Consider the following 26,294-nt stretch of genomic DNA (forward strand, 5'->3'; position numbering starts at 1 on the left):
CAAGCTAAATAAGGCTAGATAAAGCCAAATAAAACGGCCCCGCCTGCTTCGCGGCATGGTCTCTCGTTGAATGAGTCGCGTCGCTCAGGGTCTTTATAATCACAGCGATAGAAAAAAGAGGTTAACGCAAAATGTCCAAAACGCCGAAGATCATTTACACGCTCACCGACGAGGCGCCTGCGCTCGCAACATATTCTTTGCTACCGATTATTGACGCCTTCACCGACGCAGCTGGTATCGAAGTGGAAACCCGGGATATCTCCCTGGCGGCTCGCGTTCTCGCTTTATTTCCTGATTACTTGACTGAAGATCAGCGCATTGAGGATCACTTGGCTGAGTTGGGTGCCCTGGCCAAGGTTCCGGAAGCCAACATCATCAAGTTGCCCAATATCAGTGCTTCCATGCCGCAGCTTCGGGCAGTGATCAAAGAGCTGCAAGAGCAGGGCTACCCACTGCCTGAATATCCTAGCGAGCCAAGTAACGACGAAGAGAAAGACATCAAAGCGCGCTACGACAAAGTCAAAGGCAGCGCGGTTAACCCAGTATTGCGCGAAGGTAACTCTGACCGTCGTGCGCCGAAGGCCGTCAAAGAGTACGCGCGCAAGTATCCTCACTCGATGGGTGAGTGGAGTCAGGCCTCGCGTAGCCACGTTTCCCACATGCATAAGGGCGATTTCTACGACGGTGAGAAGTCCATTACGCTGGATCGTGCGCGCAATGTGAAGATGGAGCTGATCACCAAGAGTGGCCAGACCCAGGTGCTCAAATCGAATATCCCGCTACTCGAAGGCGAGATCATCGACAGTATGTTCATGAGCAAAAAAGCATTGCTCGAATTCTACGAGCAGGAAATAGAAGATGCTCGCAAGTCTGGCGTGATGTTCTCGTTGCACGTAAAAGCGACGATGATGAAGGTTTCACACCCGATTGTGTTTGGCCACTGTATCAAGATTTTTTACAAAGACGCCTTTGAGAAACACGGCGAGTTATTCAAAGAGTTGGGTGTCGATGTCAACAATGGCATCGCCAATCTCTACGAAAAGATAGAGACGCTGTCAGAATCACAGCGTGATGAAATAATCAGCGACTTGCACGCCTGCCATGAAAAGCGCCCAGAGTTGGCGATGGTAGATTCGGCTCGCGGTATCACCAACTTTCACTCGCCCAGCGATGTGATTGTGGATGCTTCGATGCCAGCGATGATTCGTGCCGGGGGTAAGATGTACGGCGGTGACGGTCGTCTTAAGGACGTTAAGGCCGTTATGCCCGAGTCCACGTTCGCGCGTATTTATCAGGAAATGATCAATTTCTGTAAATGGCACGGTGCTTTTGATCCGGCGACGATGGGCACCGTACCCAACGTTGGTTTGATGGCGCAAAAAGCCGAAGAGTACGGCTCCCACGACAAGACCTTTGAAATTCCGGAAGATGGTGTTGCTAATATCACCGATCTGGACACGGGTGAGGTGCTATTAACGCAGAACGTGGAGCAGGGCGATATCTGGCGGATGTGCCAAGTCAAGGACGCGCCGATTCGCGATTGGGTCAAGTTGGCAGTAGAGCGCTGCCGTGATTCGGGTATGCCGACGGTGTTCTGGCTCGACCCATACCGCCCGCACGAGAACGAGTTGATCAAAAAGGTTAAAACGTACCTCAAGGATCACGACACTGATGGGCTCGAGATCCATATCATGTCCCAGGTTCGGGCAATGCGTTACACCCTGGAGCGTGTGATTCGTGGCCTCGATACTATCTCGGTGACGGGTAACATCCTGCGTGATTACCTGACGGATCTGTTCCCGATTCTTGAGTTGGGCACCAGTGCCAAGATGCTCTCTATCGTTCCCCTGATGGATGGCGGTGGCCTGTTTGAAACCGGTGCTGGTGGATCCGCACCTAAGCACGTGCAGCAGCTACTGGAAGAGAATCACCTACGTTGGGACAGTCTTGGCGAGTTCCTGGCGCTGGTGGCCTCCTTGGAGCACCTCGCTAAACGCTTTGGCAATGACCGTGCTAAGCTGCTGGCGAAAGCGCTGGATGAAGCTAACGGCAAGTTCCTCGAAAGTAACAAGTCACCGTCACGCAAAGTGGGTGAGCTGGACAACCGAGGAAGCCATTTCTACCTGGCACTTTACTGGGCAGAAGCGTTGGCGGCTCAAGATCAAGACGCTGAGCTGAAAAAACGCTTTGCCCGCCTTGTAGAAACGCTGAAAGCCAACGAAGCGACTATTATCGATGAACTTAATAGCGTTCAAGGGCAGCCCGTTGACCTTAAGGGCTACTATCACCCCAATGGCGAGTTGGCTAGCCAGGTCATGCGGCCGAGCAAAACGCTCAACGAAGCGCTTGCTATGGTGGCAAACGACTAAGTTGTTAAAGATCAGGTTTTTTGAAGCCGGGTTTTTACATCTAAGTTTTCAAGAGACAGGGTTTTAAAAGCCAAGGTTTCACAAGCACTTTGTGCGGCTTGTGAGACCGCTGCGCATGAAAACGCTGTGATATCCCTCGCCCATCGTTGTGGGCGAGGGTTTTTTGTCTTGTTTAATATGTTAATTTTGAATTTTCCATGAACCCTTGCTGATCGGCAGCGTCTGAAATGTAGACAACATCATTTAGACGCTTCCATCGGTCAGTGGCGAGACAACCAACCGTGCTGCTTATGCCCAAACTAGATAGTTCATGCTTGACCGTGCTACCTGCCCAGGCGGGAATGACACGGCCAAATATGCCCGATGAAGATGGCGACATAGCGGTGCAGTCAGCAGAACCGGCGCTGGCGCAACCGCCGCTTTATAAGGTGGTGCTTCATAATGACGATTACACGCCGATGGAATTTGTCATTGAAGTGCTGCAAGATTTTTTCAATATGGATAGCGAGACGGCCGTGCAGGTTATGCTCGCCGTACATACCCAAGGAAAGGGCACTTGCGGCGTGTTTACACGCGATATAGCCGAGACAAAAAGCTATCAGGTTAACGAATATGCCCGTGAGTGTGAGCACCCGTTGATAAGTGATATTGAGGCTGCCAATTAGAAACGTTGAGAAATAATTGGTGGCGAGGCTTGCAACCGTGCCATTTGTACCCGATGTTGAGAGTGCCGGTCGATTAAACTGATCCGACGCAAGCCCTAGGTGGCGATACGCCCTAGGTAGTAGCGAAAAGGGGACTGCCATGCTGAGCAAAGAACTTGAAATGACCCTGAACACGGCCTTCACCGTGGCGCGTTCAAAGCGCCATGAGTTTATGACCGTTGAGCACCTGCTGCTAGCGTTGCTAGATAATGCCTCAGCGGTAGACGTACTGAAGGCCTGTGGGGCGAACCTCGACAAGCTGCGGTCCGATCTGCAGGATTTTATTAACTCGACGACGCCGCTGATTCCTGAAGGCCAGGGTGATCGTGAGACCCAGCCAACGCTTGGTTTTCAGCGTGTTTTACAGCGGGCGGTCTTCCACGTTCAGTCATCTGGCAAAAGTGAAGTTTCCGGCGCCAACGTGCTGGTGGCGATATTCTCCGAGCAGGAGAGTCAGGCGGTGTACTTCCTTAAGCAGCAGAGCGTTGCAAGGGTCGATGCGGTCAACTACATCGCCCACGGCATCTCCAAAGTGGCTGGTCACGGGCCTTCTCCCGCCCCCTCTTCATCAGAGAGTGAAGACGCGGAAGAGGGCGGCAATGAGGGCGCTGCTCACCCGCTCACCGGCTACGCAACCAACCTGAATGAACAGGCTCGGCTGGGTAAAATTGATCCGCTGATTGGCCGTGACCACGAGCTTGAGCGCGTGGTGCAAATCCTGGCCCGGCGGCGCAAGAATAATCCGCTGCTGGTCGGTGAAGCGGGCGTGGGTAAAACCGCGGTGGCCGAAGGCCTGGCCAAGCGTATCGTTGAAGAAGACGTTCCTGATGTTATAGCCGATGCAGTGGTCTACTCACTGGATATGGGCGCGTTACTGGCCGGTACCAAGTACCGTGGTGATTTTGAAAAACGCCTCAAAAGCCTGCTGAGCGAACTGCGCAAGCAGCCTAACGCGGTGCTGTTCATCGATGAGATTCACACCGTGATTGGTGCAGGTGCCGCGTCTGGTGGCGTGATGGATGCGTCCAACCTACTCAAACCATTGCTCTCCTCGGGCGAGCTGCGTTGTATTGGTTCGACCACGTTCCAGGAGTTCCGCGGTATCTTTGAGAAAGATCGTGCCCTGGCACGGCGCTTCCAGAAAGTGGATGTGATGGCGCCGTCGGTGGAGGACACCATCAAGATCCTCAAAGGGCTACGTTCACGCTTTGAAGAGCACCACGAACTTAAGTACACCGATGGAGCGCTTGAAAGCGCAGCGCGCTTAGCGGATCGCTATATCAATGACCGCTTCCTGCCCGACAAAGCGATTGATGTAATTGACGAGGCGGGGGCTCACCAGCGTCTATTGCCGCCAGAAATGCGCGCCAAGACGATCGATGTTGAGCAAGTGGAAGCCGTGGTGGCGTCCATTGCACGTATCCCACCGAAGAGTGTTTCAAGCTCAGACCGCAAGCTGCTCGAGAAGCTGGATCGTGACCTGAAGATGCTGGTGTTCGGTCAGGATGAGGCGATTGATAGTCTCTCTGCGGCCATCAAGCTCTCCCGGGCAGGGCTTAAATCTCCCGATAAGCCCGTCGGTAGCTTCCTGTTTGCAGGCCCCACCGGTGTGGGTAAAACCGAAGTGGCCAAGCAGCTTGCGCATATCATGGGCATTGAGCTGGTGCGCTTTGATATGTCTGAGTATATGGAGCGCCACACCGTATCGCGCTTGATTGGTGCGCCTCCGGGCTACGTCGGTTACGACCAGGGTGGTCTGCTGACCGAAGCGGTGACCAAGCAGCCTCACTGTGTGTTGTTGTTGGATGAGATTGAGAAAGCGCACCCGGAAGTCTTTAACCTGCTGCTGCAGGTCATGGATCATGGCCGCTTAACGGACAACAATGGGCGTGAAGCGGACTTCCGCCACGTTATCGTGATCATGACCTCAAACGCTGGTGCGGAGCAGGCGTCGCGCCGCTCTATCGGCTTCCAGCATCAAGATCATTCCACCGATGCCATGGAAGTGATTCGTCGCACCTTCTCGCCGGAGTTCCGTAACCGCCTGGACGGCATCATTCAGTTCCACGCGCTACCGGTTTCGGTGGTACGCAATGTGGTCGACAAGTTCTTGATCGAGCTGCAGGCGCAGTTGGATGAGAAGCGTGTTCAGCTGGATGTGGACGACATGGCGCGGGATTGGCTGGCCGATAAAGGCTACGATCCTGACATGGGCGCACGTCCAATGGCGCGGCTCATTCAAGAGAAGCTGAAGAAGCCGTTAGCCGAGATGATTCTGTTTGGCGAATTGGCTGACCAGGGCGGTATCGTCCACGTCAGTCTGGAAGAGGGCGAGTTGCACCTTTCCACAGAGACTGAAATGGCAGATGCGCCCTGAAAAGGGCGCTAAGCCGCGCTAAAAGCCATCATCATGCTAGATGCGTAAAAACGCAGCGCCCTGTCATTGACGGGGCGTTGTCGTTTTTAGTGAACAGCCATTGACGCTGAACGGCGCTGTCTATGGGAACAGACTATGGAAACAGCTGAGACCAGCCGAACGCGTTAACAGTGCAACGACTTAGCGCGAACGGTAAACGATACGGCCTTTGGACAGGTCGTAAGGTGTTAGCTCTACTTTTACCTTGTCGCCGGTCAGAATGCGGATATAGTTTTTGCGCATTTTACCGGAGATATGAGCGGTAACAACGTGACCGTTTTCCAGCTCAACCCGAAACATGGTGTTCGGAAGGGTATCGACGATAACGCCTTCCATTTCAATATGATCTTCGCGTGCCATATAGGCATGTCCTCACTGATGAGTTAGTAATGTAATAATCGGTCAGAATTTGAGTGCCGCAAGATGGGCGCTCAATAAACAGCGCTATATTGTGCCGGAAGCCCGCCGTCAAGGCAAAAAAGCTGGCATTTTTAGCGAATCAGCGGCCGCCAATGGCGTCCATCGAGTATTTCCAATGGCGCGAAAGCCTGTTTGTAGCGCATCTTACGGCACTCTTCGATCCAATACCCTAAATAAAGGTGCGGCAGCGCTTTTTCTCTGCTCAGCTCAATGAGCTGGAGAATGGCAAAAGTCCCTAGTGAGCGCTTTTCCAGGGCCTCGCTAACGGCAAAGAAGGTGTAGATTGCCGATAGCCCATGCTCCAGTTGATCGAAGGCAGCCACACCAACCAGTTCGTCGTCGAGATACATCTCCATTAGATGGGCATAGGGCTCATCAAGGGTCAGAAAGGTGCGGTACTGCTCACGACTAGGTGGGTACATATCGCCGTCAGCATGGCGCTGTTGAATGTAGTTAGCGTAAAGTGAGTAGTGGCTGGATGCAAAGTGAGCGGGCACGACACGAACGCTTATATCGGCGTTGCGGCGCCAAATTTTACGCTGGGTTCGGTTAGCTGCAAACTGTCCAACCGGGATGCGCACTGAGCGGCAGGCGTTGCAACCCTCACAGTGAGGGCGGTAAAGATGGCGCCCACTGCGACGAAACCCTAATAGCGCCAACGAGTCGTACACGCCTGGGACGGGCGACTCCTGAGGGTCAAGAAATAGCGTTGTCGCTTCCCTGCCGGGTAAATAGCTACAGGCATGCGGCACGGTAAGGAAAAAGCGCAAATCCCGCACCGGCCGACGCGGAGTGTTACTACTCACGGCCTGCCTCCTCGTTGTAAGCAAATGGTTGGAACAGAATAAGTTCGTCACTATGGTTCATCACTACGCATTACCTTCGGTGGCAATCGCCTGAAGCCAGCGCGATGCAGGAACTGTAGGTGCCTCAATGGGTGATGTGGTAAACGTAAACGCCTTATCGGGTAACCAGTTTTTAAGATAGTTGATGAATGCCTCGCGAGCGACTGTAATAGCGCCCAGGCTTGCCAGGTGAGGCGTGTGCATTTGGCAGTCGATGAGTTTTCCGCCATGTTCGTGCATCGCCCTGGTGAGGTGGGCCAGCGCTACCTTCGAGGCATCCGGTGCGCGGGAAAACATCGACTCGCCGAAAAACACCGGGCCCATGGCGATGCCATACAGCCCGCCCACCAACTGGCCGCCTTGATGCACTTCAATGCTATGGGCAATGCCCAGGGCATGCAGCAGGCTGTAGGCTTCGCGCATTTCGTCGGTGATCCAGGTGCCATTATCTTCACCACGCGGTGCAGCGCAGGCCTGTATCACCTGGTCGAAGTGTTGATCCAGGGTGACTTGGAAGCCACCATGGCGTAATCGTTTGGTTAGGCTACGACGCTGCTTAAATTGCTCTGGTAGGAGTATCATGCGCGGGTCTGGACTCCACCATAAAATGGGGTCTTCGTCGCTGAACCAGGGAAATATACCCTGCCGATAGGCTTCTACCAGCCAAGTGGGGGAGAGTTCGCCGCCGGCGGCCAGTAGGCCATTGGGGGAGTCCAGTGCCCTATGTGTAGATGGAAATGTAGGATGTGGCGAGGAAAGCCAAGGTAGCATTACTTGCTCCTGTTACGACGTTCTTGTACTGGGTAGACAGTACCGGGCGAATAGCTAGCAGCTCTGTAACGGCGGAAGGATGCTCGGTATCATGCAAACTCGCAAGTGGATTAAAGACGCCATTGAGGTGTAAAGGGAGAGTCGCTTGAAAGTGAATAAAGCAGTAAACAAGCGAACGCAGCGTAGCGCGCGTCAAACACCATCATCGGCTTCTTCTGCGCGTGTTAACGCCGCAAAGGATAAGGCTCGCCGTTTTGGCCTGCGCTTACAAGGCTCCGTACGCGAAGGCGTAGTGGTGATACTGCTGGCGCTGTGTGTATTTTTATTATTAGCGCTATTTAGCTACCACCCGTCCGATCCAGGCTGGTCCTATCAGGGGCCGGAAACAGAGGTTCGTAACTGGATGGGCCAAGTAGGCGCCTGGTTGGCCGATGTCCTCTATTCACTGCTTGGCGCCAGTGCTCTGTGGTGGCCGGGTATGTTTGGTTTTGCCGCCTGGTGGTTGATTCGTTCACGCCAGGTACGTTTTGAGCTCGACCCGGTGGCCATCGCTGTGCATGCGGGTGGCTTGGTTCTACTTATATTCGGCACCACCATGCTGGGGGCGCTGCACTTCTATCATCCCGAGAGCATACTACCCTACGCCTCAGGCGGTATTTTGGGCGAAGGTCTGGTCGGTGCGTTAAGGCCTCTAGTAGGAAGTGGTGGCGTTGGCTTAATTGCCGCAGCGTTGATCTTAAGCGGCTTTCCGCTGTTTAGCGGTATGTCCTGGCTGCAGGTAGCGGATGAGCTCGGCAAGCGGGTATGTCGTCTGGGTGGCTGGTTATCGGCACGTCGTCAATCGCGCCGCATGCGCGATGCTCAGAGAGCAGCTGCTAAAGCTGCCAAGCCTGCGCCCAAACAACAAGCAGCGCCTGAAGTTCAGTCTCAAGAAGCTAATTCTCAAGAAACTAGGCCTCACGTAGTACCTGAGGCTAAGTCAGAAGCTGCACCCGCCGAGATAAAGCCCGCGGCAGAGCCAGTCGGTAAAAGCCCTAGTGGCCGCGAACGCCGTGAGCCAGGCTTCTCTGTGCCACTTTCCAGCAGTGAGGCGAGCAGCTATTCAGAAAGCAGTGGGTCAGAAGCGACTCCTGCAAAGAGCAGTGAGACCACGGACACTTCGATTCCCTGGGAAGCCGCGGCGTTTTCAAGTAATAAGCATGTACCTGCTAAAACACCCGCGCCTATCTCTTCGACTCCCGCCGCGGAGCCGACGGTTTCAGCGCCTGCAACGGCGCCGTCAGTGACGCCAGCGGCTAAAACGGCAGAAGAGGAGAAAGCGACGGCCCCACCGGCGCCGCGGGAAAATGCCTTTGTGCAGCCTGAAGCACCGACAGCAACGCCTCAGCCAGAGGGTGAGCCCAAGGAAGCCGAAACGTCCTTCCCGCTGCGCGCCTCGCGTCAAGATGAGCCCGCGGCGCCTGCCTCGAATAACTTCTTTGTCAGCGACGAAACGTCTGATGAGAAGGAGCATGTTCCGCCAACGCCCGTTGAACGCCGCAGTGAGCCGTCACTCACCGCTGATCCCAGCAGTTACGAGGCCGAACCGCGTATTGACGAGCCACATATCGGCGAAACTGATACTGCATGGCGCCCTGAGCGTGTTTCCGCGCCTGAGCCCGAACGTAAACCTGAGCGTGTAGCGGAGGTAGTGCCTGAGCCTGTTTGGGACGATGAAGAGATGGACGATGAGCTGTATGCCCAAGGCCGCGATGGCGACGCGCACGCAATGGCTACTCCTCCGCCCACGCCAGCCCCAGCAACGCGCCAGGAACCCACCTTCGAACCCGATAACAGCACCACGCCCGAAGCTGATGAAGGCCCCGCCCTGTGGACCGTGGAGCACTTGCAGAGCCAGCGGCCTGCTTTTGAAACTATGGACGAGCCTGAAGGCGACGTGCCTAGCCTGCAGCTGCTGACACCCGCAGAGCCGCATCAGCCCAATTATAGTGACGAGCAGTTGGCGGATATGGCCGAGCTGCTTGAAGTGCGGCTGCGCGAATACGGCGTCAAAGCGGAAGTGGTGGATACCTGGCCTGGGCCGGTGATCACCCGCTTTGAGATCAAGCCCGCTGCGGGCGTCAAAGTGTCTAAAATCAGCAACCTTGCCAAAGACCTGGCGCGCTCACTGATGGTGAAGAGCGTGCGGGTAGTGGAGGTGATTCCAGGTCGCCCCACGGTGGGGATTGAAATACCTAACCCCAATCGCGCCATGATTCGCCTTCGCGAAGTCATCGACTCTGATCGTTATCAGCAGGAGACCTCTCCGCTAACCATGGCGCTAGGTCAGGATATTGGCGGCAGCCCTGTGGTCGCCAATCTGGGCAAGATGCCCCACCTGTTAGTGGCCGGTACCACAGGCTCCGGTAAATCGGTGGGTGTGAACGCCATGCTGATCTCGATGCTGCTGAAAGCCAAGCCCAGCGAGCTAAAGCTGATCATGGTCGACCCGAAAATGTTGGAGCTTTCGGTGTATGACGGCATTCCCCATCTGCTGGCACCCGTAGTTACCGATATGAAAGAGGCGGCCAACAGCCTGCGCTGGTGTGTGGCCGAGATGGAACGCCGCTACAAGCTAATGGCAGCCATGGGGGTGCGTAATATTGCGGGCTTCAATGGCCGTTTGGATGAAGCGGAGCGCGCCGGTGCCCAAGTGGCAGACCCGCTTTGGGAACCGCAGCCCTGGGAAGTGCATCAGCCGCACCCAGTGTTGGAAAAACTGCCCTACATCGTCGTGGTGATCGACGAGTTTGCCGATATGTTTATGATCGTCGGCAAAAAGGTCGAAGAGCTGATTGCCCGTCTAGCGCAAAAGGCACGTGCTGCGGGTATCCATTTGATTCTGGCTACCCAGCGCCCCTCGGTGGACGTAGTGACTGGCTTGATTAAAGCCAACATCCCGTCAAGGATGGCGTTTCAGGTCTCCTCCAGAATTGATTCGCGCACTATTCTTGACCAGGGCGGCGCTGAAAGCCTGTTGGGGCATGGTGACATGCTCTATCTGCCCGCAGGTTCTGGGCCACCTAACCGCATCCACGGTGCCTTTGTGGATGATGACGAAGTACACCGGGTGGTCGATGACTGGAAGCGTCGTGGCGCGCCTGAATACATCGAAGAGATCCTGTCCGGCGGCGTCTCTGCCGATGCCTTAACGGGTCTTGAGGCTGAAGGAGTGGATGGCGACGATGCGGAGCAGGATGCGCTCTACGATGAAGCCGTTCAGTTTGTTACTGAAACACGCAAAGCCTCGATTTCCGCCGTGCAGCGTCGCTTTAAAATTGGCTATAATCGGGCCGCTCGCTTGGTTGAAGCCATGGAGGGTGCTGGAGTGGTGACATCAATGGGCACCAACGGCGCGCGGGAAGTGCTAGCTCCGCCGCCGGTGGGCCACTAACCGCGCGCAATTATGCAATAAGCGTGAAAGTAGCGCCGCAGGTGAAACCCTGCGGCGTTTTTTACGTCTGAAGGTCACATGGACGGTTAAGCCGGCCTCAAGTATTAATATCTGGCAACGTTTGCCTAGGGAGATCATATGCGCGATACGCAAACAAAACGTCCGTCATCACTGGGGGCGCCACAACTGGCATTTGCGGCCAGCGCCTTGGGGTTAACCTTTGGTGCTCCCGCTTGGGCGGATGATGCAGCCGAACGTTTGACCGAGCGACTGGATCCACTTGAGCGCTATCAAGCGGCTTTTGAGCAGCAGATTCTTGATGGCAGCGGCGAGCGTCTCCAAAGCGCGCGCGGCGAGATGTGGTTGTCCCGCCCCGGTATGCTGCGTTGGGAAGTTGAAGCCCCGTACTCTCAAACCGTGGTCTCCGACGGCGACGATGTGTATATGTACGATCCCGACCTTGAGCAAGTCACCGTTCAAGAGATGGATGATCGGGTCACCCATACCCCTGCGTTATTGCTGTCAGGTAGCGCGGACGATTTAACCGATAGCTACGAGGTTTTCTACGAGCAGGATGGGGGAGAAGATGTCTTTACCCTGGTGCCTATTTCTGCGGATACGCTGTTTGAAGAGTTGAGTATGGTGTTCGATGCCGACACATTAACCGAGCTATGGATGATGGATAGTACCGGCCAGCGCACCTCGATTACCTTTAGCAATATTACTCTCAATGGCGAGATTGCTCGGGACATGTTTGATTTTGAAATCCCTGAAGGTACCGATGTAATTCGCGAAGAGCTGTAGGGGTTAATCGTGAAGAGTGAGGGGGTGGAGCGTGGAGTGCCCCTAGTTTAGTAGACTGCCACTGCTTTAAACATCAGGCGCCTCAGGGCGCCTGATCTGCTTCCTGATCAAGATTTTCCCGCCACGCCATAATTTCCCCAAAGCGCTTCTCCTGACCAAACGAACTCGGCTTGAAGAAGGTGGCTTTAGGCAATTCTTCAGGCCAGCAGTCGTGGGCGCTTCCCGCCGGGTAACCGTCTGGCTCGTTATGCGCATAGCGATACCCTTCGCCATGACCCAACTGCTCCATCAGTTTAGTGGGCGCATTGCGCAGGTATGTTGGCACTTCAACCTGGGGTTGTTGGCGCACGAACTGCTTGGCTTCATTCCAAGCTCGGTCTATACGGTTGCTTTTGGGTGCCACCGTCAAATGAATCGCCGCGTGGGCAATCGCACGCTGGCCTTCGTAATCACCCAAGCGCAGATAGGCATCCCAGGCGGCAATGACCAGCGGTAGGGCGCGGGGGTCAGCATTGCCGACATCCTCTGATGCAATGGCGGTCAACCTGCGCACCACGTCCAGCGGGTCACCGCCGCCCTGCATAAAGCGCGCCATATATAGTAAAGCGGCGTTGGGGCGTGAAGAGCGTATCGATTTGTGAATAGCCGAAAGCAGGTCGTAATAAGCATCACCCTGCTTATCGAAAGAGCTAGCCTGGTGGCCTATCACATCGGCGAGCACCTCTTTATGCAGCACTTCGCGGTTCGCTTCCTGGGTAGCGAAATCGCAGGCGGTTTCCAATAGCCCCAGCGCCCGTCGGGCATCGCCAGCGCTGGCGTGGGCCAGGGCGGTTAATACTTCGTCATCCACCTGAATGTCACGCTTACCCAGCCCGCGCTCTACGTTGTTGAGGGCCTGGCGCATCACCGTGATCAGTTCCTCCTGGGTGAGCGATTTCAGCACGTAAACCCGCGCGCGGGAGAGGAGCGCCGAATTGACTTCAAATGAGGGGTTTTCGGTGGTGGCACCAATCAGTGTTAACAGGCCCGACTCGACGTGGGGCAATAAAGCATCCTGCTGGCTCTTGTTGAGGCGATGAATCTCGTCTAAAAAAAGGATAACCGTGGATGACATCTGCTGGGCGCGCTCTACCACGGCGCGAATCTCTTTCACCCCGGCCATCACAGCGCTGAGATGCTCTAGATGAGCCTGGGAAGCTCGCGCTAATAGCTCTGCCAACGTGGTTTTACCAACGCCTGGTGGCCCCCATAGAATCATTGAGCGCACAACGCCTGATTCTGCCATGCGGCGAAGGGGTTTATCTGGCCCCACCAGCGCCTGTTGGCCCACATAATCGTCTAATTGGCGTGGGCGCATACGAAAGGCTAACGGGGCATCGTCAGATGGTGTTGCCTCGGCACTATCAAAAAGATCCATGTAAGCTTCCGTTGTAAATCAGTACGTTGAGCAACAAATTGCCAACAAGTTTAGGTGGTAAACTGTGCCTTAGCGAACTACCTTTGGCGTAACCTATCAGAAAGATACACTTGCTAGGATAACGCTAGAGGGGCATTGTTTATGATAACCGTTGTTGATAACCCCTGTTGATAACCCCCGATAGTTACGACACGCTTAGGTTACGATATGTTTTAGCGTCACAGCATGTTTGTTACCTCGCGCTTATTATCGCATGCCGTCAATCACGAAGGCACGACGGTAGGCATGACACAATAAAAGGAGACAGTTCGATGTTAAACCAACTGCGTCTAGATCATGCCAACATGGCGAGATTACTCCATGTCCTGCAGCTTAAGCAGAAAACCCTGGCCCAAGGTGAGCGGCCCAACTTTCAGCTTATGCGCGAGGTCGTCGACTATATTTTGTCCTATATGGATGGTTTTGCAGCCCCTCTTGAACGCGTCTGCGTGGAGCGATTGCAAACCCAGGCCCCAGAGCATATTGCCCTTACCGAGCAGATGGCGAATGACTATCGTGAGCTAAAGCCGCGCTTACAGCGCCTCTCCAACGACATCGACATGGTGTTAATGGATAACATCATTCCGATGGATCGTTTTGCCGATGACTTAAAAGATTATTTGGAAGCGCATCGTGCCTATTTGCGTCACGAACGCGAGGGGTTGTTCCCGCTGATTGACGAGCATTTTAGCGAGGAAGATATGGAAGAGCTGCGTCAGGCGCTCCCCGAAGGCGCAGAGAAAGAGCTGGAGCGCCTACAGGACGCTTATCCCGAGCTCTACTCCGAACTGCGTGGGGCAGATGTCCCGGCGGTATAGTCGAAAAGCGTCTCAACAGGGTAATTCGCCCGCTGAAGCGACCTACCACCATAGCCTTGAGCCTAGTGAGATGAAGTGGTGCTTCCAGCCATTGTGGGAGGGAGCTTTAGCTCGCGAATGTGTTGGCTAATAGCCTGATGAGGCTAAGGTGTGCTTTCAGCACTCTAGAGCCGAACCTCATAGGCTATTGAATGGGAATTATTGATAATGTGCGATTGGCTCTGACAGGGTAGTAGCAATTGCTAAAATCATGGACGGAGCATGCTAAAATAGCGGCTCCGTTTTTTTCAGGCAGAGCCATGATAGGCAGAGTCATGAAAGGCCCCGTGTTAATTTTTGATTCCGGTGTCGGCGGCCTCTCAGTGGCGCAGTCGCTGCGCCAACACTACCCTGATGCTGCCCTGTGCTATGCCTGCGACAATGCTTGGTTGCCCTATGGCCTGCGCGAAGATGCAGCTCTGACCGAACGAATTGTGGCGGTGTGCCGTTCCGCTGTGGAAGCGTGTCAGCCGAGTGTTCTGGTCGTTGCCTGCAATACCGCGAGTACCCTGGCACTGGAAAATTTACGCGCGCAGTTAGCGATCCCTGTCGTGGGTACCGTGCCCGCTATCAAACCTGCCGCAGCGATCAGCCAAACACGTCATATTGGGCTGTTAGCCACCAAGGCCACGGTAGGGCGGCCCTACACCCAGCGTTTAATTGATAGCTTTGCCAGCGACTGTGTCATTACTCGCGTTGCCGCCGATGCCTTGGTGGTCGAGGCGGAAGCGTACCTGGCAGGTGTCACCCCTAATATTGATCGCATGCAGATGGCCCTGGCGCCGTTATGGCACGCCATTGCACCTCCGTCGTCTGCGCATTGTTTATCGTCTGACCATCAGGCCCTGGATACCCCAGAGCTAGATACAGTGGTACTGGGCTGTACGCATTTTCCGCTGTTAAAGCCTTGGCTGAAGCAGCTTACCCCCGTGCCGCTACACTGGGTCGACTCCGGCGATGCCATTGCCCGGCGGGTTGGGCAAGTTGTCGCTGAGCTATACAGCGATCATCAGGATGGCCGCTGCTTTACTACTGCCCCTGCTGCCAACCTGACCGCTGGTTTGGCCCGCTATGGGTTTAGGGCACCCCAATTGCTTAGCGTGGGCTGTTGAACACTATTTACTACTCTTATTGCTGATCGAATTATTCAAAGGAGCAGCCTTGGCTATCCCCGTTGTAGAACCTGAACGCTATGCTGAGCAGTTAGCCGCCAAACGCGACTACCTGGAAAGTACCTTTGCCGCTTTTCAGCCTCCAGCGCTAGAGGTATTTGAATCGCCGCCCGGCTATTACCGTCAGCGCTGCGAGTTTCGCATATGGCACGAAGAGGACGACCTCTTCTACGCCATGTTCGAGGTAGACCCAGAGAACCCGAAGAACAAGCGGGTGATTCGGTTAGATCAGTACGCAGTCGCCAGTGAGCGAATCAATCAACTGATGCCGCAGCTACGCGAGGCCTGCCTGCGCTGTGATGAGCTACGTCGGCGGCTGTTCCAGGTAGAGTTTCTAACCACGCTGTCAGGTGAGGCGCTGGTAACGCTGATTTACCATCGACCGTTAGGCGAGGATTGGGAGCGCGAAGCCCGTGCTCTTGAGGCTGAGCTGGGCATTATGATTATTGGCCGCTCCCGCAAGCAGCGCATCGTACTGACTCGTGACCACGTATGGGAGCGGCTAGAGGTGGATGGCCGCACGCTGCACTATCAGCAGGTCGAAAATAGCTTTACCCAGCCTAATGCACATATCTGTCAAAAAATGCTCAGTTGGGCGCGGGAAGTTACCGCTGGCCAGCAGGAGAGTAATGCAAAGAGAGACCTGGTCGAGCTCTATTGCGGCAATGGCAATTTTACCATTGCCCTGGCGGACAACTTTCGCCGCGTACTGGCCACAGAAATTTCCCGCACGTCGGTGGCCAGCGCCAACGTGAACCTGGAAGCCAATGGGGTAACGAACGCGCAGATTGGTCGTATGTCAGCGGAGGAGTTTTCGCTGGCACTGAAGGGCGATAAAGCCGGGCGACGCGTGGCGGAAATGGCGCTGGAAGAGTACGATTTTTCCACTGTGCTGGTCGACCCGCCCCGTGCTGGTTTAGACGAGCAGAGCTGTGAACAAATCAGCGAGTACGCTCAGATCGTCTATATTTCATGCAACCCAGCCACGTTAGCTGAAAATTTGACCATACTGACCAACACCCATGAGATAGAGCGCTTTGCGCTATTTGACCAGTTTCCGTTTACCGACCACTGTGAGTGTGGGGTGCTGTTGAAGCGGCGGGTGGTTGAGTGAGTATTCGACCTAATGCGTAAACGGTATGTGCCATGAACAACACGTCAGGTGATTAGGGCCGTGACGATAGGTAGCGTAAGCTAGCGGTTATGTTGGCCTAAAGGCCTATTGTCCTTCGTTTTTTGGCCGTTTAATGGCCCAGGCAGTCGAGGTGATGGATGCACTACGTTGCGATTGAAGAGAGTCGGCAAGATCTTTTGAAGCAGCTCCAGGAGCGGTTAAATGCGCGGCTAGACCCCGCTCGCGCTGCTACTGTGGACGCTTTTGCTCGGCACTTTTATGCCACCGTGCCGGTGGAAGACCTAGTGGATCGTCGCCTGGACGATCTGTATGGCGCAACGCTGTCGATCTGGCAGTTTTTGCAGCACCATGATCCGCAAACTCCCAAAGTACGGGTATTTAACCCGGATTTTGAAGAGCACGGCTGGCAGTCGACGCATACCTTTGTCGCCGTTCTCCACGAAGATATGCCGTTTTTGGTCGATTCGGTGCGTATCGAGCTCAATCGCCGCGGTTTGACGGTTCACGCCATTCAAAACGCCGTGCTTGCAGTCGCCCGTGATGAGCGTCATCAATTGCAAGCGCTGGCCTCGCCCAGAGCCGAAAACGCACCTGAAGCGCGCGAGTCGCTCATTGTCATTGAGGTAGATCGGCACACCGACGTGGCTTTGCTTGAGAAAATCGAAAGCAATCTAAATGACGTGCTTCGCGATGTACGCACCGCCGTGAGCGATTTCGACGCCATGTGCTCGCAAATTACCGCGTCGATTCAAGAGCTTGAGAAAAACTGTCCACCCCAGATCGACCCCGACGACCACGAAGAGGCGATTGCCTTTTTAGAGTGGATGCTCAAAGATAACTTTACGTTCCTGGGCTACGACGAGTACCTGCTGGAAGGCAGCGAGTTAAAGCGCGATGCGGATAGCGTGCTGGGCGTGTTCCGCCTGGATCAGCCGCGCTACTGCGAGCGGATTCGTACCGAAGAGGGGGTGGATGAGCACAATGATTATGTGCTGGTGCCCCAGCTACTGTCGTTTGCCAAAAGCGCCCACCACTCTCGGGTGCACCGTCCTACCTACCCTGATTACATCACCGTTGACCGCTACGACGATGACGGCAATGTGATTGGCGAGCGGCGCTTCTTTGGTTTGTTTACCGCCACGGTATATAACGAGTCGCCGCGCAATATTCCGTTGCTGCGCCGCAAGCTCAAAGCCGTCATGGATATCGCTGGGTTTAATCCCCAGGGCCACAACGGCAAGCAGCTGTTACAGGTGCTGGAAGTCTACCCCCGGGATGATCTGTTCCAGATCGATACTGAGTCACTGGCCAGCACTGCGCTGGGCATTCTCAATATCCGCGAGCGCCGCCAGGTGCGGCTGTTTATCCGCGCCGATATCAGCGGCAAGTTCTACTCCTGCCTGGTATTTGTTCCCCGGGACGTGTTCTCCACGGATCTGCGTCAGCGGATTCAAAACGCGCTGTGCGACGAGTTAGACGCCCACTTTGGCGACTTCAATACCTATTTATCCGAGTCGGTGCTAGCGCGTATTCAGTTGATTCTGCGCTTTAATGGTGACGCGCCCAGCGACTACGATCTCAAGCGTTTGGAAAGCAAAGTGGCACGGTTGGCGCGCAGCTGGCGCGATGAGCTGCAGAACGCCATGATCGAAGGCTTCGGTGAAGAGCGCGCTAACAACCTGATGGATCAGTTCCGTGAGGCGTTCTCGGCCAGCTACCGTGAAGATTTCTCCGCGCGCACCGCGGTGTTTGATGTTCAGCACCTGCTGACACTGGATAGCGAGAACGACCTCTCGCTATCGCTCTATCGGCCACTAGAAGAGCAGGGCGGTGGCGTCAACCTGAAGCTGTTCCATCGCGAATCCCAGATTCCGCTCTCTGACGTGCTGCCAATGATGGAAAATCTCGGCCTGCGAGTGATTGGCGAGCGCCCCTACGATATTAATGCCCCTGAACAGCGCTACTGGATTCACGATTTCGAGCTTGAGCACAGCGGCGCGGATGTCAGCCTGGGCGATATGCGCGATGTATTCACGGAAGCCTTCAAGCGTATCTGGAGTGGCGAAGCCGATAACGATGCGTTTAACCGACTGATTATCGGCGCGGGGCTGGACTGGCGTGAAGTGGCCATGCTGCGCGGCTATGCCCGCTATCTCAAACAGATCCGCTTCGGCATGTCCCAGGATTACATTGCTGCTACGCTGGCCAACTATCCTGCCATTACCCGCGAGCTGGTTGAGCTATTCCGCCTGCGCTTTGATCCTGAGCAGCAGAACCACGCCACCGAAGAGTGCATCACGAGCTTAAATGAGCGCTTGGAAGGCGTTGCCAGCCTTAACGATGACCAGCTGCTACGCCGCTTTATGGAGCTGATCCTCGCCACCCTACGTACCAACTACTACCAGCTGGCAGAGGGGGGGCGCTTTAAGGATTACATCGCCTATAAGCTGGAGCCCTCCAAGGTCACCGGCATGCCCAAGCCGCGGCCCATGTTTGAGATTTTTGTCTGCTCTCCGCGGGTGGAAGGTGTCCACCTGCGTGGCGGCAAAGTGGCCCGTGGTGGTCTGCGCTGGTCGGATCGGTTTGAAGATTACCGCACCGAAGTGCTGGGGCTGGTGAAAGCGCAGCAGGTGAAGAACGCCGTTATCGTGCCAGTGGGCGCTAAAGGCGGTTTTGTGTGTAAACGCATGCCGGAAAATGCTAGCCGCGACGTCGTCCAGAAAGAGGGCATTACCTGCTACCAGATCTTTATCCGTGCGCTGCTGGATGTCACCGATAACCTGGTGGGCGGCGATGTTGTGCCGCCGGAAAATGTTGTCCGCCATGATGAGGACGACGCTTACCTCGTCGTAGCCGCCGACAAAGGCACCGCGACTTTCTCAGATATCGCCAACGAGATTTCCATTGAGTATGGGCATTGGCTGGGCGATGCCTTTGCCTCTGGCGGTGCTAACGGCTACGACCATAAAAAAATGGGTATCACCGCACGGGGTGCCTGGGAGTCGGTTAAACGTCACTTTAAAAATCTCGATGTGGATACCCAGCGCGACCTGTTTAGCGTGGTGGGAATTGGTGATATGGCCGGAGATGTCTTCGGCAACGGCATGCTGCTTTCCGACAAGATCCAACTGGTGGGTGCCTTCAATCACCTGCATATCTTTGTCGACCCCAACCCGGATGCAGAGGCCTCCTTTGCCGAGCGTAAGCGACTGTTCGCTCTGCCACGCTCAAGCTGGGAAGACTACAGCCAGGAACTGATCTCCTCCGGTGGCGGCATCTTTAGCCGTAGCGCCAAGTCGATTGCCATCACGCCGGAGATGCAGCAGGTCTTCGGTATTAAGGAGGAGCGCCTGTCGCCAAATGAACTGATCCGCGCCATGCTCAAATCCAAGGTGGACTTGATTTGGAACGGCGGTATCGGTACCTACGTGAAGGGCTCTGACGAAACCGACGCCGATGTGGGCGACAAAGCCAACGACACCCTGCGCATCAATGGCAACGACTTGAACTGCCGGGTGGTCGGCGAGGGCGGCAACCTTGGCTTGACCCAGCGCGGACGTATGGAAGCCGCAGCCAAAGGCGTGCGCGTCTACACCGACTTTATTGACAACGCGGGCGGGGTGAACTGCTCAGACCACGAGGTCAATATCAAGATCCTGATCGATGAAGTGGTCAAGCGCGGTGACATGACCGATAAGCAGCGCAATCAGCTGTTGGCGGAAATGACCGATGAGGTGGGCGATCTGGTTATTCTGGATAACTACCGCCAAAGCCAGGCACTGGATCTGTCGGCTATCCTTTCCGATTATTCGATGGGCCCTTATCGCCGATTTATCAGCGAACTAGAAGCATCCGGGCAGATTGACCGCGAGCTGGAGTTCCTGCCCACCGACGATGTGCTGAAAGATCGCGCCAGCAACGGTCAAGGCATGCGCCTGCCGGAGCTTTCGGTGCTGATTTCCTACGCCAAGAGCACCTTGAAAGGCGACTTGATCACCTCGGATGTGCCGGACGATCACTATATTCATCGTCATCTGGAACGGCTGTTCCCATCGGTGCTGGTGGAGCGCTTTAAAGACGAGATGTACGAGCACCGTCTTAAGCGCGAAATCGTCGCCACTCAGGTAGCGAATGATCTGGTTGATCACATGGGTATCGTCTTTGTACGACGCCTGATGGACTCTACCGGAGCGGGACGTGCCGACATTGCCCGAGCCTACATCGTGGCCCGTGACAGCTTTAACTTACCCAGTCTATGGGCGCAAATTGAAGCTCTCGATAATCAGGTGCCCAACCGTATTCAGTACTCGATGATGCTCGACCTGATGCGCTTGATCCGCCGCGCCACACGCTGGTTTGTGCGGCAGCACTTGGGACTCTCGACCCAGGATACCATCGAGTACTTCGCTCCCCGCCTGGCGCAACTTCAGGAAGGTATTGGTGAGCTGCTGAGCGGTGAAGAGCTTAGCGCCTGGAATAGCCGCCGTGACGAGCTGCTGGAAGCGGGTGTGCCGGAAGCCTTGGCATCTACCGTGTCAGCCACTTCAAGCCTTTACGCCGGTCTGGGTATTATTCAAGCGGCGCGCCTGACCAATGAAAAACCCCAGCGGGTGGCGGAAGTGCTGTACGAAATTGGCAGCCGCCTGGAGCTGCCGTGGATGATTCAGCAGGTAACCCAGCTGGAAGTGCGTGACGCCTGGCAGGCTCAAGCCCGGGAAACCTTCCGTGACGACATTGAGCGTCAACAGCTTGCGTTGACCACCAGCGTGTTGAAACTCGACGCTGGCAGCCGCGATACCCAAGAGCGGGTAGAGCAGTGGCTGGATCAACACGCCGACCTGCATCGCCGCTGGTGCCGCCTTATTGAAGAGGTGCGCGGCGGTAGTGAGGGTGGCTTTGCCCTCTTCGCCGTGGCGGTACGCGAGCTGGTAGACCTTGCCGAGAGCGACAGCGAGGCGTAGGTTCGACTAGCTTTTTCATAGTCCACTGTAAAGCGTGTTCCGGTTCTCCACCGGGGCGCGCTTTATTGCGTTATACTAGTGCCCGTTTTCGGTTATTTGTCCTCTTTTGAGGGCTATATATTGACTATTTAAGCGATGGTTCGACACTTTGGCGAATAGGGATATCAGGCTGGAAGCTCATTGTGGGAGGGCGCTTCAGCGCGCGAAGGATACCGCAGGTACCCCTTAGCCTGATTAGGCTAGGAGCTTATTGTTGGAGGAGGCTTCAGCGATGGACCGACACTTCGGCGAATAGGGATATCAGGCTGGAAGCTCAAATGGTCGCGAGCTAAAGCTACCTCCCACTGGAGTACTTATCAGGCTGGCAGAGTTAATTCCACATTGAGTAATGAGTGACTGTTTTCAACCACGCGCCCGTTCTGTCCTGATTCAAGAGATGCTAACCATGTACCACCTCGCTCGCTCGCTGTTCTTCCGCGTTGATCCAGAAAAATCCCACGGCATGGCGCTAGGTGCATTGGATGCGCTGCATCGCGTGGGCGGCGTAACACCGCTATTTGGACACTCGGTAAATGACCCTATCGAGCTGATGGGGCTGCGGTTTTCCAATCGGGTGGGTCTCGCAGCTGGGCTGGACAAGAATGCTGACCACCTGGATGCGCTTGGCGCGCTGGGGTTTGGCTTTGTGGAAGTGGGCACCGTCACGCCTAAGCCACAGCCAGGCAACCCCAAGCCCCGGCTGTTTCGCTTAGCGCAGCATGAAGCGATCATCAACCGCTTTGGCTTTAACAATAAGGGGGTTGAGCACCTGATTCAGCAGGTCAAACAGCGCCACTACGGCGGCATTGTGGGCATCAATATCGGTAAAAACCTGACTACTTCAGTAGAGCATGCGTTGGATGACTACCTGGTATGTTTAGACGCCGTACACCCTTACGCGGACTACATTGCGGTTAACGTCTCCTCGCCGAATACGCCTGGGCTGCGCACCCTTCAGTTCGGCGAGCAGCTGGACGCGCTATTAGGGCCGATTCGAGCACGAGCCACACAGCTCAATGACCAAACGGGTCGCAACGTACCATTGCTGATTAAGATCGCCCCGGATATGAGCGCTGAAGAAGTAGCCTTAATGGCGGCAAGTATCGAGCGCAATGGCCTTGATGGCGTGATTGCCACCAATACCACGGTTTCCCGTGAGGCCGTGCAGGGCGATCCCCAAGCGGATGAGGCCGGCGGACTCTCTGGGAAACCGGTCTTTGAGGCATCCAATCGTGTGATTCGCCAGCTGCGTGAGCAGCTCCCCCAGCTTCCGATTATTGGCGTAGGCGGTATCGATAGTGCCGCTGCAGCTCAAGCCAAGATCGCCGCTGGAGCGGATTTAGTCCAGCTCTATTCAGGCTTGATCTACCAAGGCCCGAAGCTGGTGGGGGAGTGCGCCAGAGCGTTAAAGGATTTAGCTGCTGGAACGCCAGCCGCTGGAACGCCAGCCGCTGGAACGCCAGCCGATAAAAAGCCCACCGATTAAAGTGGGCTCACTTGAAACCTTCGTTCAGACGTAAAGAAAAAATAAAACGTTAAGTCATGACCATGGGGTTTTTATGGATACCGGAGATGCCGGTCATCCCATCCCACTGGTCGCCGCGACCTTCACGCCAACCGCTCATCCAGTATTCGCGTAAATTGATATCTTGACTGGGACAGTCATCACGAGAACGACCCGATACACCCGCTTTGTAGCCGTGGACATAAGCCCGCTGGAAGCGATCACGTTTTTGCCGTTTCATTGGCTAACCTCTTTTCACGAAAGCCTTTGATAAGAAATAGGATATTGTCGAATCTATTCACAAAACATGTCCGAAAATATCCATTATTCCGAGAGCTTGCTTCAAGAGCGAGTCGCCGCCTCAACTCCAATGTCTAGCACTCACGAGCTGAACGGGTCGAGTGGCGATCTCATTCAAATCATAGGCCGAGTCTTAAATCTCGACCCTGACAGGTAACGCATGCGTTTTTCAGTAGCTACTCTCTTATTGTTAGACCATGATGGGGTCATCTGTCGACTATCAATTTGTCATAAAACGTAAACTCATTTGTTATATACAGGAATTCCGCGCCTTTCGGCGCCGCTATTATCATGATCGAGTCGAACCAAACTGCTCCGCTAAATTTGCTTGCCACCTGCCCCAAAGGCATTGAAGGCCTGCTCCACGATGAACTAGTGGCACTGGGCGCCACGCCGGGTAAAACCACGGTGGCCGGTGTGTATTTCACCGCCAGCCAAGCCATCGCCTACCGGGTATGCCTATGGTCGCGATTGGCCAACCGGGTCATTTTGACTCTGGTACGCGAGTCGATGATCGACACCGCCGATCAGGTGCGCGATGTGGTTGCCCGCATTGCCTGGACTAAACACTTGGCGACTGGCAATACGCTGGCGGTCGATTTTCACGGGCGCAGCGAACAGATTCGCCATACCCGCTTTGGTGCGCAAACCGTTAAGGACGGCGTAGTCGATGCACTCCAGTTGGCGGGGCAGGAACGCCCCAATGTGGATACCAAAACACCGCATTTGCGCATCTATGCCCACTTGCACCGTATGAACTTAACTATTGGGCTGGATCTCTCTGGTGAGAGCCTGCACCGCCGCGGCTACCGCCGGGATGTAGGCCATGCGCCGCTAAAAGAGAATTTGGCCGCCGCGCTGTTGGTGCGCGCGGGTTGGCCCGAGCGCTTAAAAGCGGGAGAGCCGTTGATTGACCCGCTGTGCGGTGCCGGCACGCTACTGATCGAAGCTGCCATGATGGCCGCCGACCAGGCACCGAACCTCAACCGGGAACGGTTCGGCTTTCACGGCTGGGCAGGGCACGATGACGAAGCATGGCGGGAACAGAAGCGTGAAGCCGAAGCGCGCGCTTCGATTGGTCGCAAGCGCTGCAAGGCCCAGCTATTAGGCTTCGACCAGAGCCCCGCGGCGCTCTCTGCGGCGAAAGCCAATGCCATGCGGGCGGGCATCCCGGCATTGATTGATCTGCATGGGCAGAGCCTTGCCCAGCTTACCCGCCCCGAAACGCTCACCGCCGAACGTGGCCTGCTGATCACCAATCCTCCTTACGGCGAGCGCCTGGGGGAGCTGCCTGAGCTGGTGCGTCTATACGCCCAGCTGGGTGAGAAAGCCAAAGCGCTATTCCCTGGCTGGACGCTGGCGGTGTTTACCGGCAACCCTGATCTCGGCCACCGGTTGGGGATGCGTGCGCACAAACAGTACGCGCTTAAAAACGGTGCCTTGGATGCCAAGCTACTGCTCATGGAGATTGGTGACGCCGAGCACCTACCGACCGTTAGCGATACAAAGCCGGTTAAGAGCGAGAGCGGTGCAGTGGCGCCGCCTAGTGAAGAGGTTAGCGAAGAGCAAACGGCTCATAAAAACCAAGACAATGCGCAGATGTTTGCCAATCGACTGATTAAAAATCAGAAGCGTTTGAAGAAGTGGCTAAAGCAGAGCGGCGAAACCAGCTATCGCGTGTATGACGCCGATATGCCCGAGTACGCGTTGGCGGTGGATCGTTACGGTGACCGCGTACACGTGCAAGAGTACGCGGCGCCCAGTTCGATCAATCCAGCTCAAGCGCAGAAACGCTTGTACGATGCTTTGGAAGTCATGCCCGAGGCGCTTAACGTTGACGCCAGCAAGATCTATATCAAGCGTCGCGAGCGCCAAACTGGCAGCGCCCAGTACCAGAAGCGCGCTGCCAGCGGTGAACGTTTTGAGGTGCAGGAAGGCACAGCTCGGCTTTGGGTGAACCTGCGTGACTACCTGGATACCGGTCTGTTTCTAGACCACCGCCCGGTACGACGCATGTTGGGCGAAATGGCCAGCGATAAACGCTTTTTGAACCTGTTCTGTTATACCGCTACGGCAACGGTGCAGGCCGCCTTAGGCGGCGCCTGCGACAGCGTGAGCGTGGATATGTCCAATACCTACCTGGAGTGGGCCAAGGACAACTTTGCGCTGAATAAGCTTGATACACGGCTGCATCGCGTGGTTCGCGACGACTGTTTCCGCTGGCTGGAAACCGCCAACGCCGAGTTCGACCTGATCTTTATGGATCCGCCGACGTTCTCTAACTCGAAGAAAATGCGCGACACCCTCGACGTGCAGCGCGATCATCCACGGCTTGTGGAGCTCGCCATGGCGCGCTTGGCACCCGGTGGAACCTTGGTGTTTTCTAATAACCAGCGGCGCTTTAAACTGGATGAATCACTCAGCGAGCGCTACGCGGTAGAGGATATCACCGGGCGCAGTTTCGACCCCGATTTCCAGCGGCGTACGAACCTGCACCATGTGTTTTTACTCAGGCATAAATAATGGATTGATGCGGCAGGCACCCTATAGTCTCATTAGGCCAAGAGCCAAACATTCGCGAGCTAAAGCTCCCTCCCACAAGGGCTGAAACTCGGCAGATAATCATTGTGGGAAGCCGCTGTAGTGTTGGTCTGGCACTTCGGCGAAGGGTGCGTCTCTTGGTCTCATCAGGATCAAGACTGTTGTGGGAGGGCGCTTCAGCGCGCGAAGGGTGCCGCAGGCACCCCTTAGCCTCATCAGGCAGGAGGCTAAAGCATTCGCGAGCTAAAGCTCCCTCCCACAAGGGCTGAAACTCGGCAGATAATCATTGTGGGAAGCCGCTGTAGTGTTGGTCTGGCACTTCGGCGAAGGGTGCGTCTCTTGGTCTCATCAAGATCAAGACTGTTGTGGGAGGGCGCTTCAGCGCGCGAAGGGTGCCGCAGGCACCCCATAGTCTCATTAGGCCAAGAGCCAAACATTCGCGAGCTAAAGCTCCCTCCCACAAGGACTGAAACTCGGCAGATAATCATTGTGGGAAGCCGCTGTAGTGTTGGTCTGGCACTTCGGCGAAGGGTGCGTCTCTTGGTCTCACCAGGATCAAGACTGTTG

16 protein-coding genes are annotated in these 26,294 nt (G+C 55.4%); 11 read left to right on the forward strand and 5 right to left on the reverse strand.

Going from position 1 to position 26,294, the window contains the following annotated elements:
* The first annotated feature begins 131 nt into the window (after positions 1–131).
* The 3 genes from SR894_RS05590 (at position 132) to clpA (ending at position 5,450) form a co-directional block, all read left to right on the forward strand.
* Positions 132–2,369, forward strand: coding sequence for an NADP-dependent isocitrate dehydrogenase (locus SR894_RS05590; RefSeq protein ID WP_223287789.1), 2,238 nt, complete (start codon positions 132–134; stop codon positions 2,367–2,369).
* 356 nt (positions 2,370–2,725) lie between these two features.
* A complete protein-coding gene (gene clpS / locus SR894_RS05595; RefSeq protein ID WP_035538640.1) occupies positions 2,726–3,034 on the forward strand; it encodes an ATP-dependent Clp protease adapter ClpS in 309 nt (102 codons plus the stop codon).
* 139 nt (positions 3,035–3,173) lie between these two features.
* Positions 3,174–5,450, forward strand: a complete 2,277-nt coding sequence (gene clpA / locus SR894_RS05600) for an ATP-dependent Clp protease ATP-binding subunit ClpA (RefSeq protein ID WP_223287788.1) — start codon at positions 3,174–3,176, stop codon at positions 5,448–5,450.
* A 180-nt stretch (positions 5,451–5,630) separates the two neighbouring features.
* Here the strand turns inward: clpA and infA are convergent, their stop codons facing one another.
* The 3 genes from infA to aat form a co-directional block, all read right to left on the reverse strand.
* A complete protein-coding gene (infA, locus tag SR894_RS05605) occupies positions 5,631–5,849 on the reverse strand; it encodes a translation initiation factor IF-1 (protein WP_007111068.1) in 219 nt (72 codons plus the stop codon).
* Positions 5,850–5,980: 131 nt separating this feature from the next.
* Complete coding sequence (locus tag SR894_RS05610) at positions 5,981–6,715, reverse strand: arginyltransferase (protein WP_223287787.1); 735 nt, start codon at positions 6,713–6,715, stop codon at positions 5,981–5,983.
* 63 nt (positions 6,716–6,778) lie between these two features.
* Entirely contained in the window at positions 6,779–7,525 is a 747-nt protein-coding gene (aat, locus tag SR894_RS05615; protein ID WP_223287786.1) for a leucyl/phenylalanyl-tRNA--protein transferase, read from the reverse strand.
* A gap of 145 nt (positions 7,526–7,670) precedes the next feature.
* Here aat and SR894_RS05620 point away from each other — a divergent pair, with 145 nt between their 5' ends.
* Positions 7,671–10,958 carry a DNA translocase FtsK gene (locus SR894_RS05620; protein ID WP_223287785.1) on the forward strand — a complete coding sequence of 1,096 codons (3,288 nt, stop codon included), beginning with the start codon at positions 7,671–7,673 and terminating at the stop codon, positions 10,956–10,958.
* Positions 10,959–11,096: 138 nt separating this feature from the next.
* Positions 11,097–11,762 (forward strand): outer membrane lipoprotein periplasmic chaperone LolA, encoded by a 666-nt coding sequence (gene lolA / locus SR894_RS05625; RefSeq protein ID WP_133733367.1) that lies wholly within the window; start codon positions 11,097–11,099, stop codon positions 11,760–11,762.
* Positions 11,763–11,844: 82 nt separating this feature from the next.
* Here lolA and SR894_RS05630 read toward each other — a convergent pair whose 3' ends face one another.
* Entirely contained in the window at positions 11,845–13,179 is a 1,335-nt protein-coding gene (locus tag SR894_RS05630; protein WP_223287784.1) for a replication-associated recombination protein A, read from the reverse strand.
* A gap of 311 nt (positions 13,180–13,490) precedes the next feature.
* Between SR894_RS05630 and SR894_RS05635 the strand changes: the two genes are divergently transcribed.
* The 5 genes from SR894_RS05635 (at position 13,491) to SR894_RS05655 (ending at position 22,868) form a co-directional block, all read left to right on the forward strand.
* The gene (locus SR894_RS05635) at positions 13,491–14,036 is read left to right on the forward strand and encodes a hemerythrin domain-containing protein (protein ID WP_223287783.1); all 546 of its coding nucleotides are present in this window, start codon (positions 13,491–13,493) and stop codon (positions 14,034–14,036) included.
* Between the two features lie 314 nt (positions 14,037–14,350).
* Complete coding sequence (locus tag SR894_RS05640; RefSeq protein ID WP_223287782.1) at positions 14,351–15,187, forward strand: glutamate racemase; 837 nt, start codon at positions 14,351–14,353, stop codon at positions 15,185–15,187.
* Between the two features lie 49 nt (positions 15,188–15,236).
* On the forward strand, positions 15,237–16,361 hold the full coding sequence (gene trmA / locus SR894_RS05645) for a tRNA (uridine(54)-C5)-methyltransferase TrmA (protein ID WP_223287781.1): 1,125 nt from the start codon (positions 15,237–15,239) through the stop codon (positions 16,359–16,361).
* Between the two features lie 158 nt (positions 16,362–16,519).
* Positions 16,520–21,343: an NAD-glutamate dehydrogenase gene (locus SR894_RS05650; protein WP_223287780.1), complete on the forward strand. Its 4,824-nt coding sequence runs from the start codon at positions 16,520–16,522 to the stop codon at positions 21,341–21,343.
* A 445-nt stretch (positions 21,344–21,788) separates the two neighbouring features.
* Positions 21,789–22,868: a quinone-dependent dihydroorotate dehydrogenase gene (locus SR894_RS05655; RefSeq protein ID WP_223287779.1), complete on the forward strand. Its 1,080-nt coding sequence runs from the start codon at positions 21,789–21,791 to the stop codon at positions 22,866–22,868.
* Positions 22,869–22,917: 49 nt separating this feature from the next.
* Here the strand turns inward: SR894_RS05655 and rmf are convergent, their stop codons facing one another.
* Positions 22,918–23,127: a ribosome modulation factor gene (rmf, locus tag SR894_RS05660; RefSeq protein ID WP_035577708.1), complete on the reverse strand. Its 210-nt coding sequence runs from the start codon at positions 23,125–23,127 to the stop codon at positions 22,918–22,920.
* A gap of 350 nt (positions 23,128–23,477) precedes the next feature.
* Here rmf and rlmKL point away from each other — a divergent pair, with 350 nt between their 5' ends.
* A complete protein-coding gene (gene rlmKL / locus SR894_RS05665) occupies positions 23,478–25,709 on the forward strand; it encodes a bifunctional 23S rRNA (guanine(2069)-N(7))-methyltransferase RlmK/23S rRNA (guanine(2445)-N(2))-methyltransferase RlmL (protein ID WP_223287778.1) in 2,232 nt (743 codons plus the stop codon).
* The last annotated feature ends 585 nt before the right edge of the window (positions 25,710–26,294 follow it).

The sequence above is a fragment of the Vreelandella neptunia genome, assembly GCF_034479615.1.
In the GTDB taxonomy this organism is placed as follows: Bacteria; Pseudomonadota; Gammaproteobacteria; order Pseudomonadales; family Halomonadaceae; genus Vreelandella; species Vreelandella neptunia.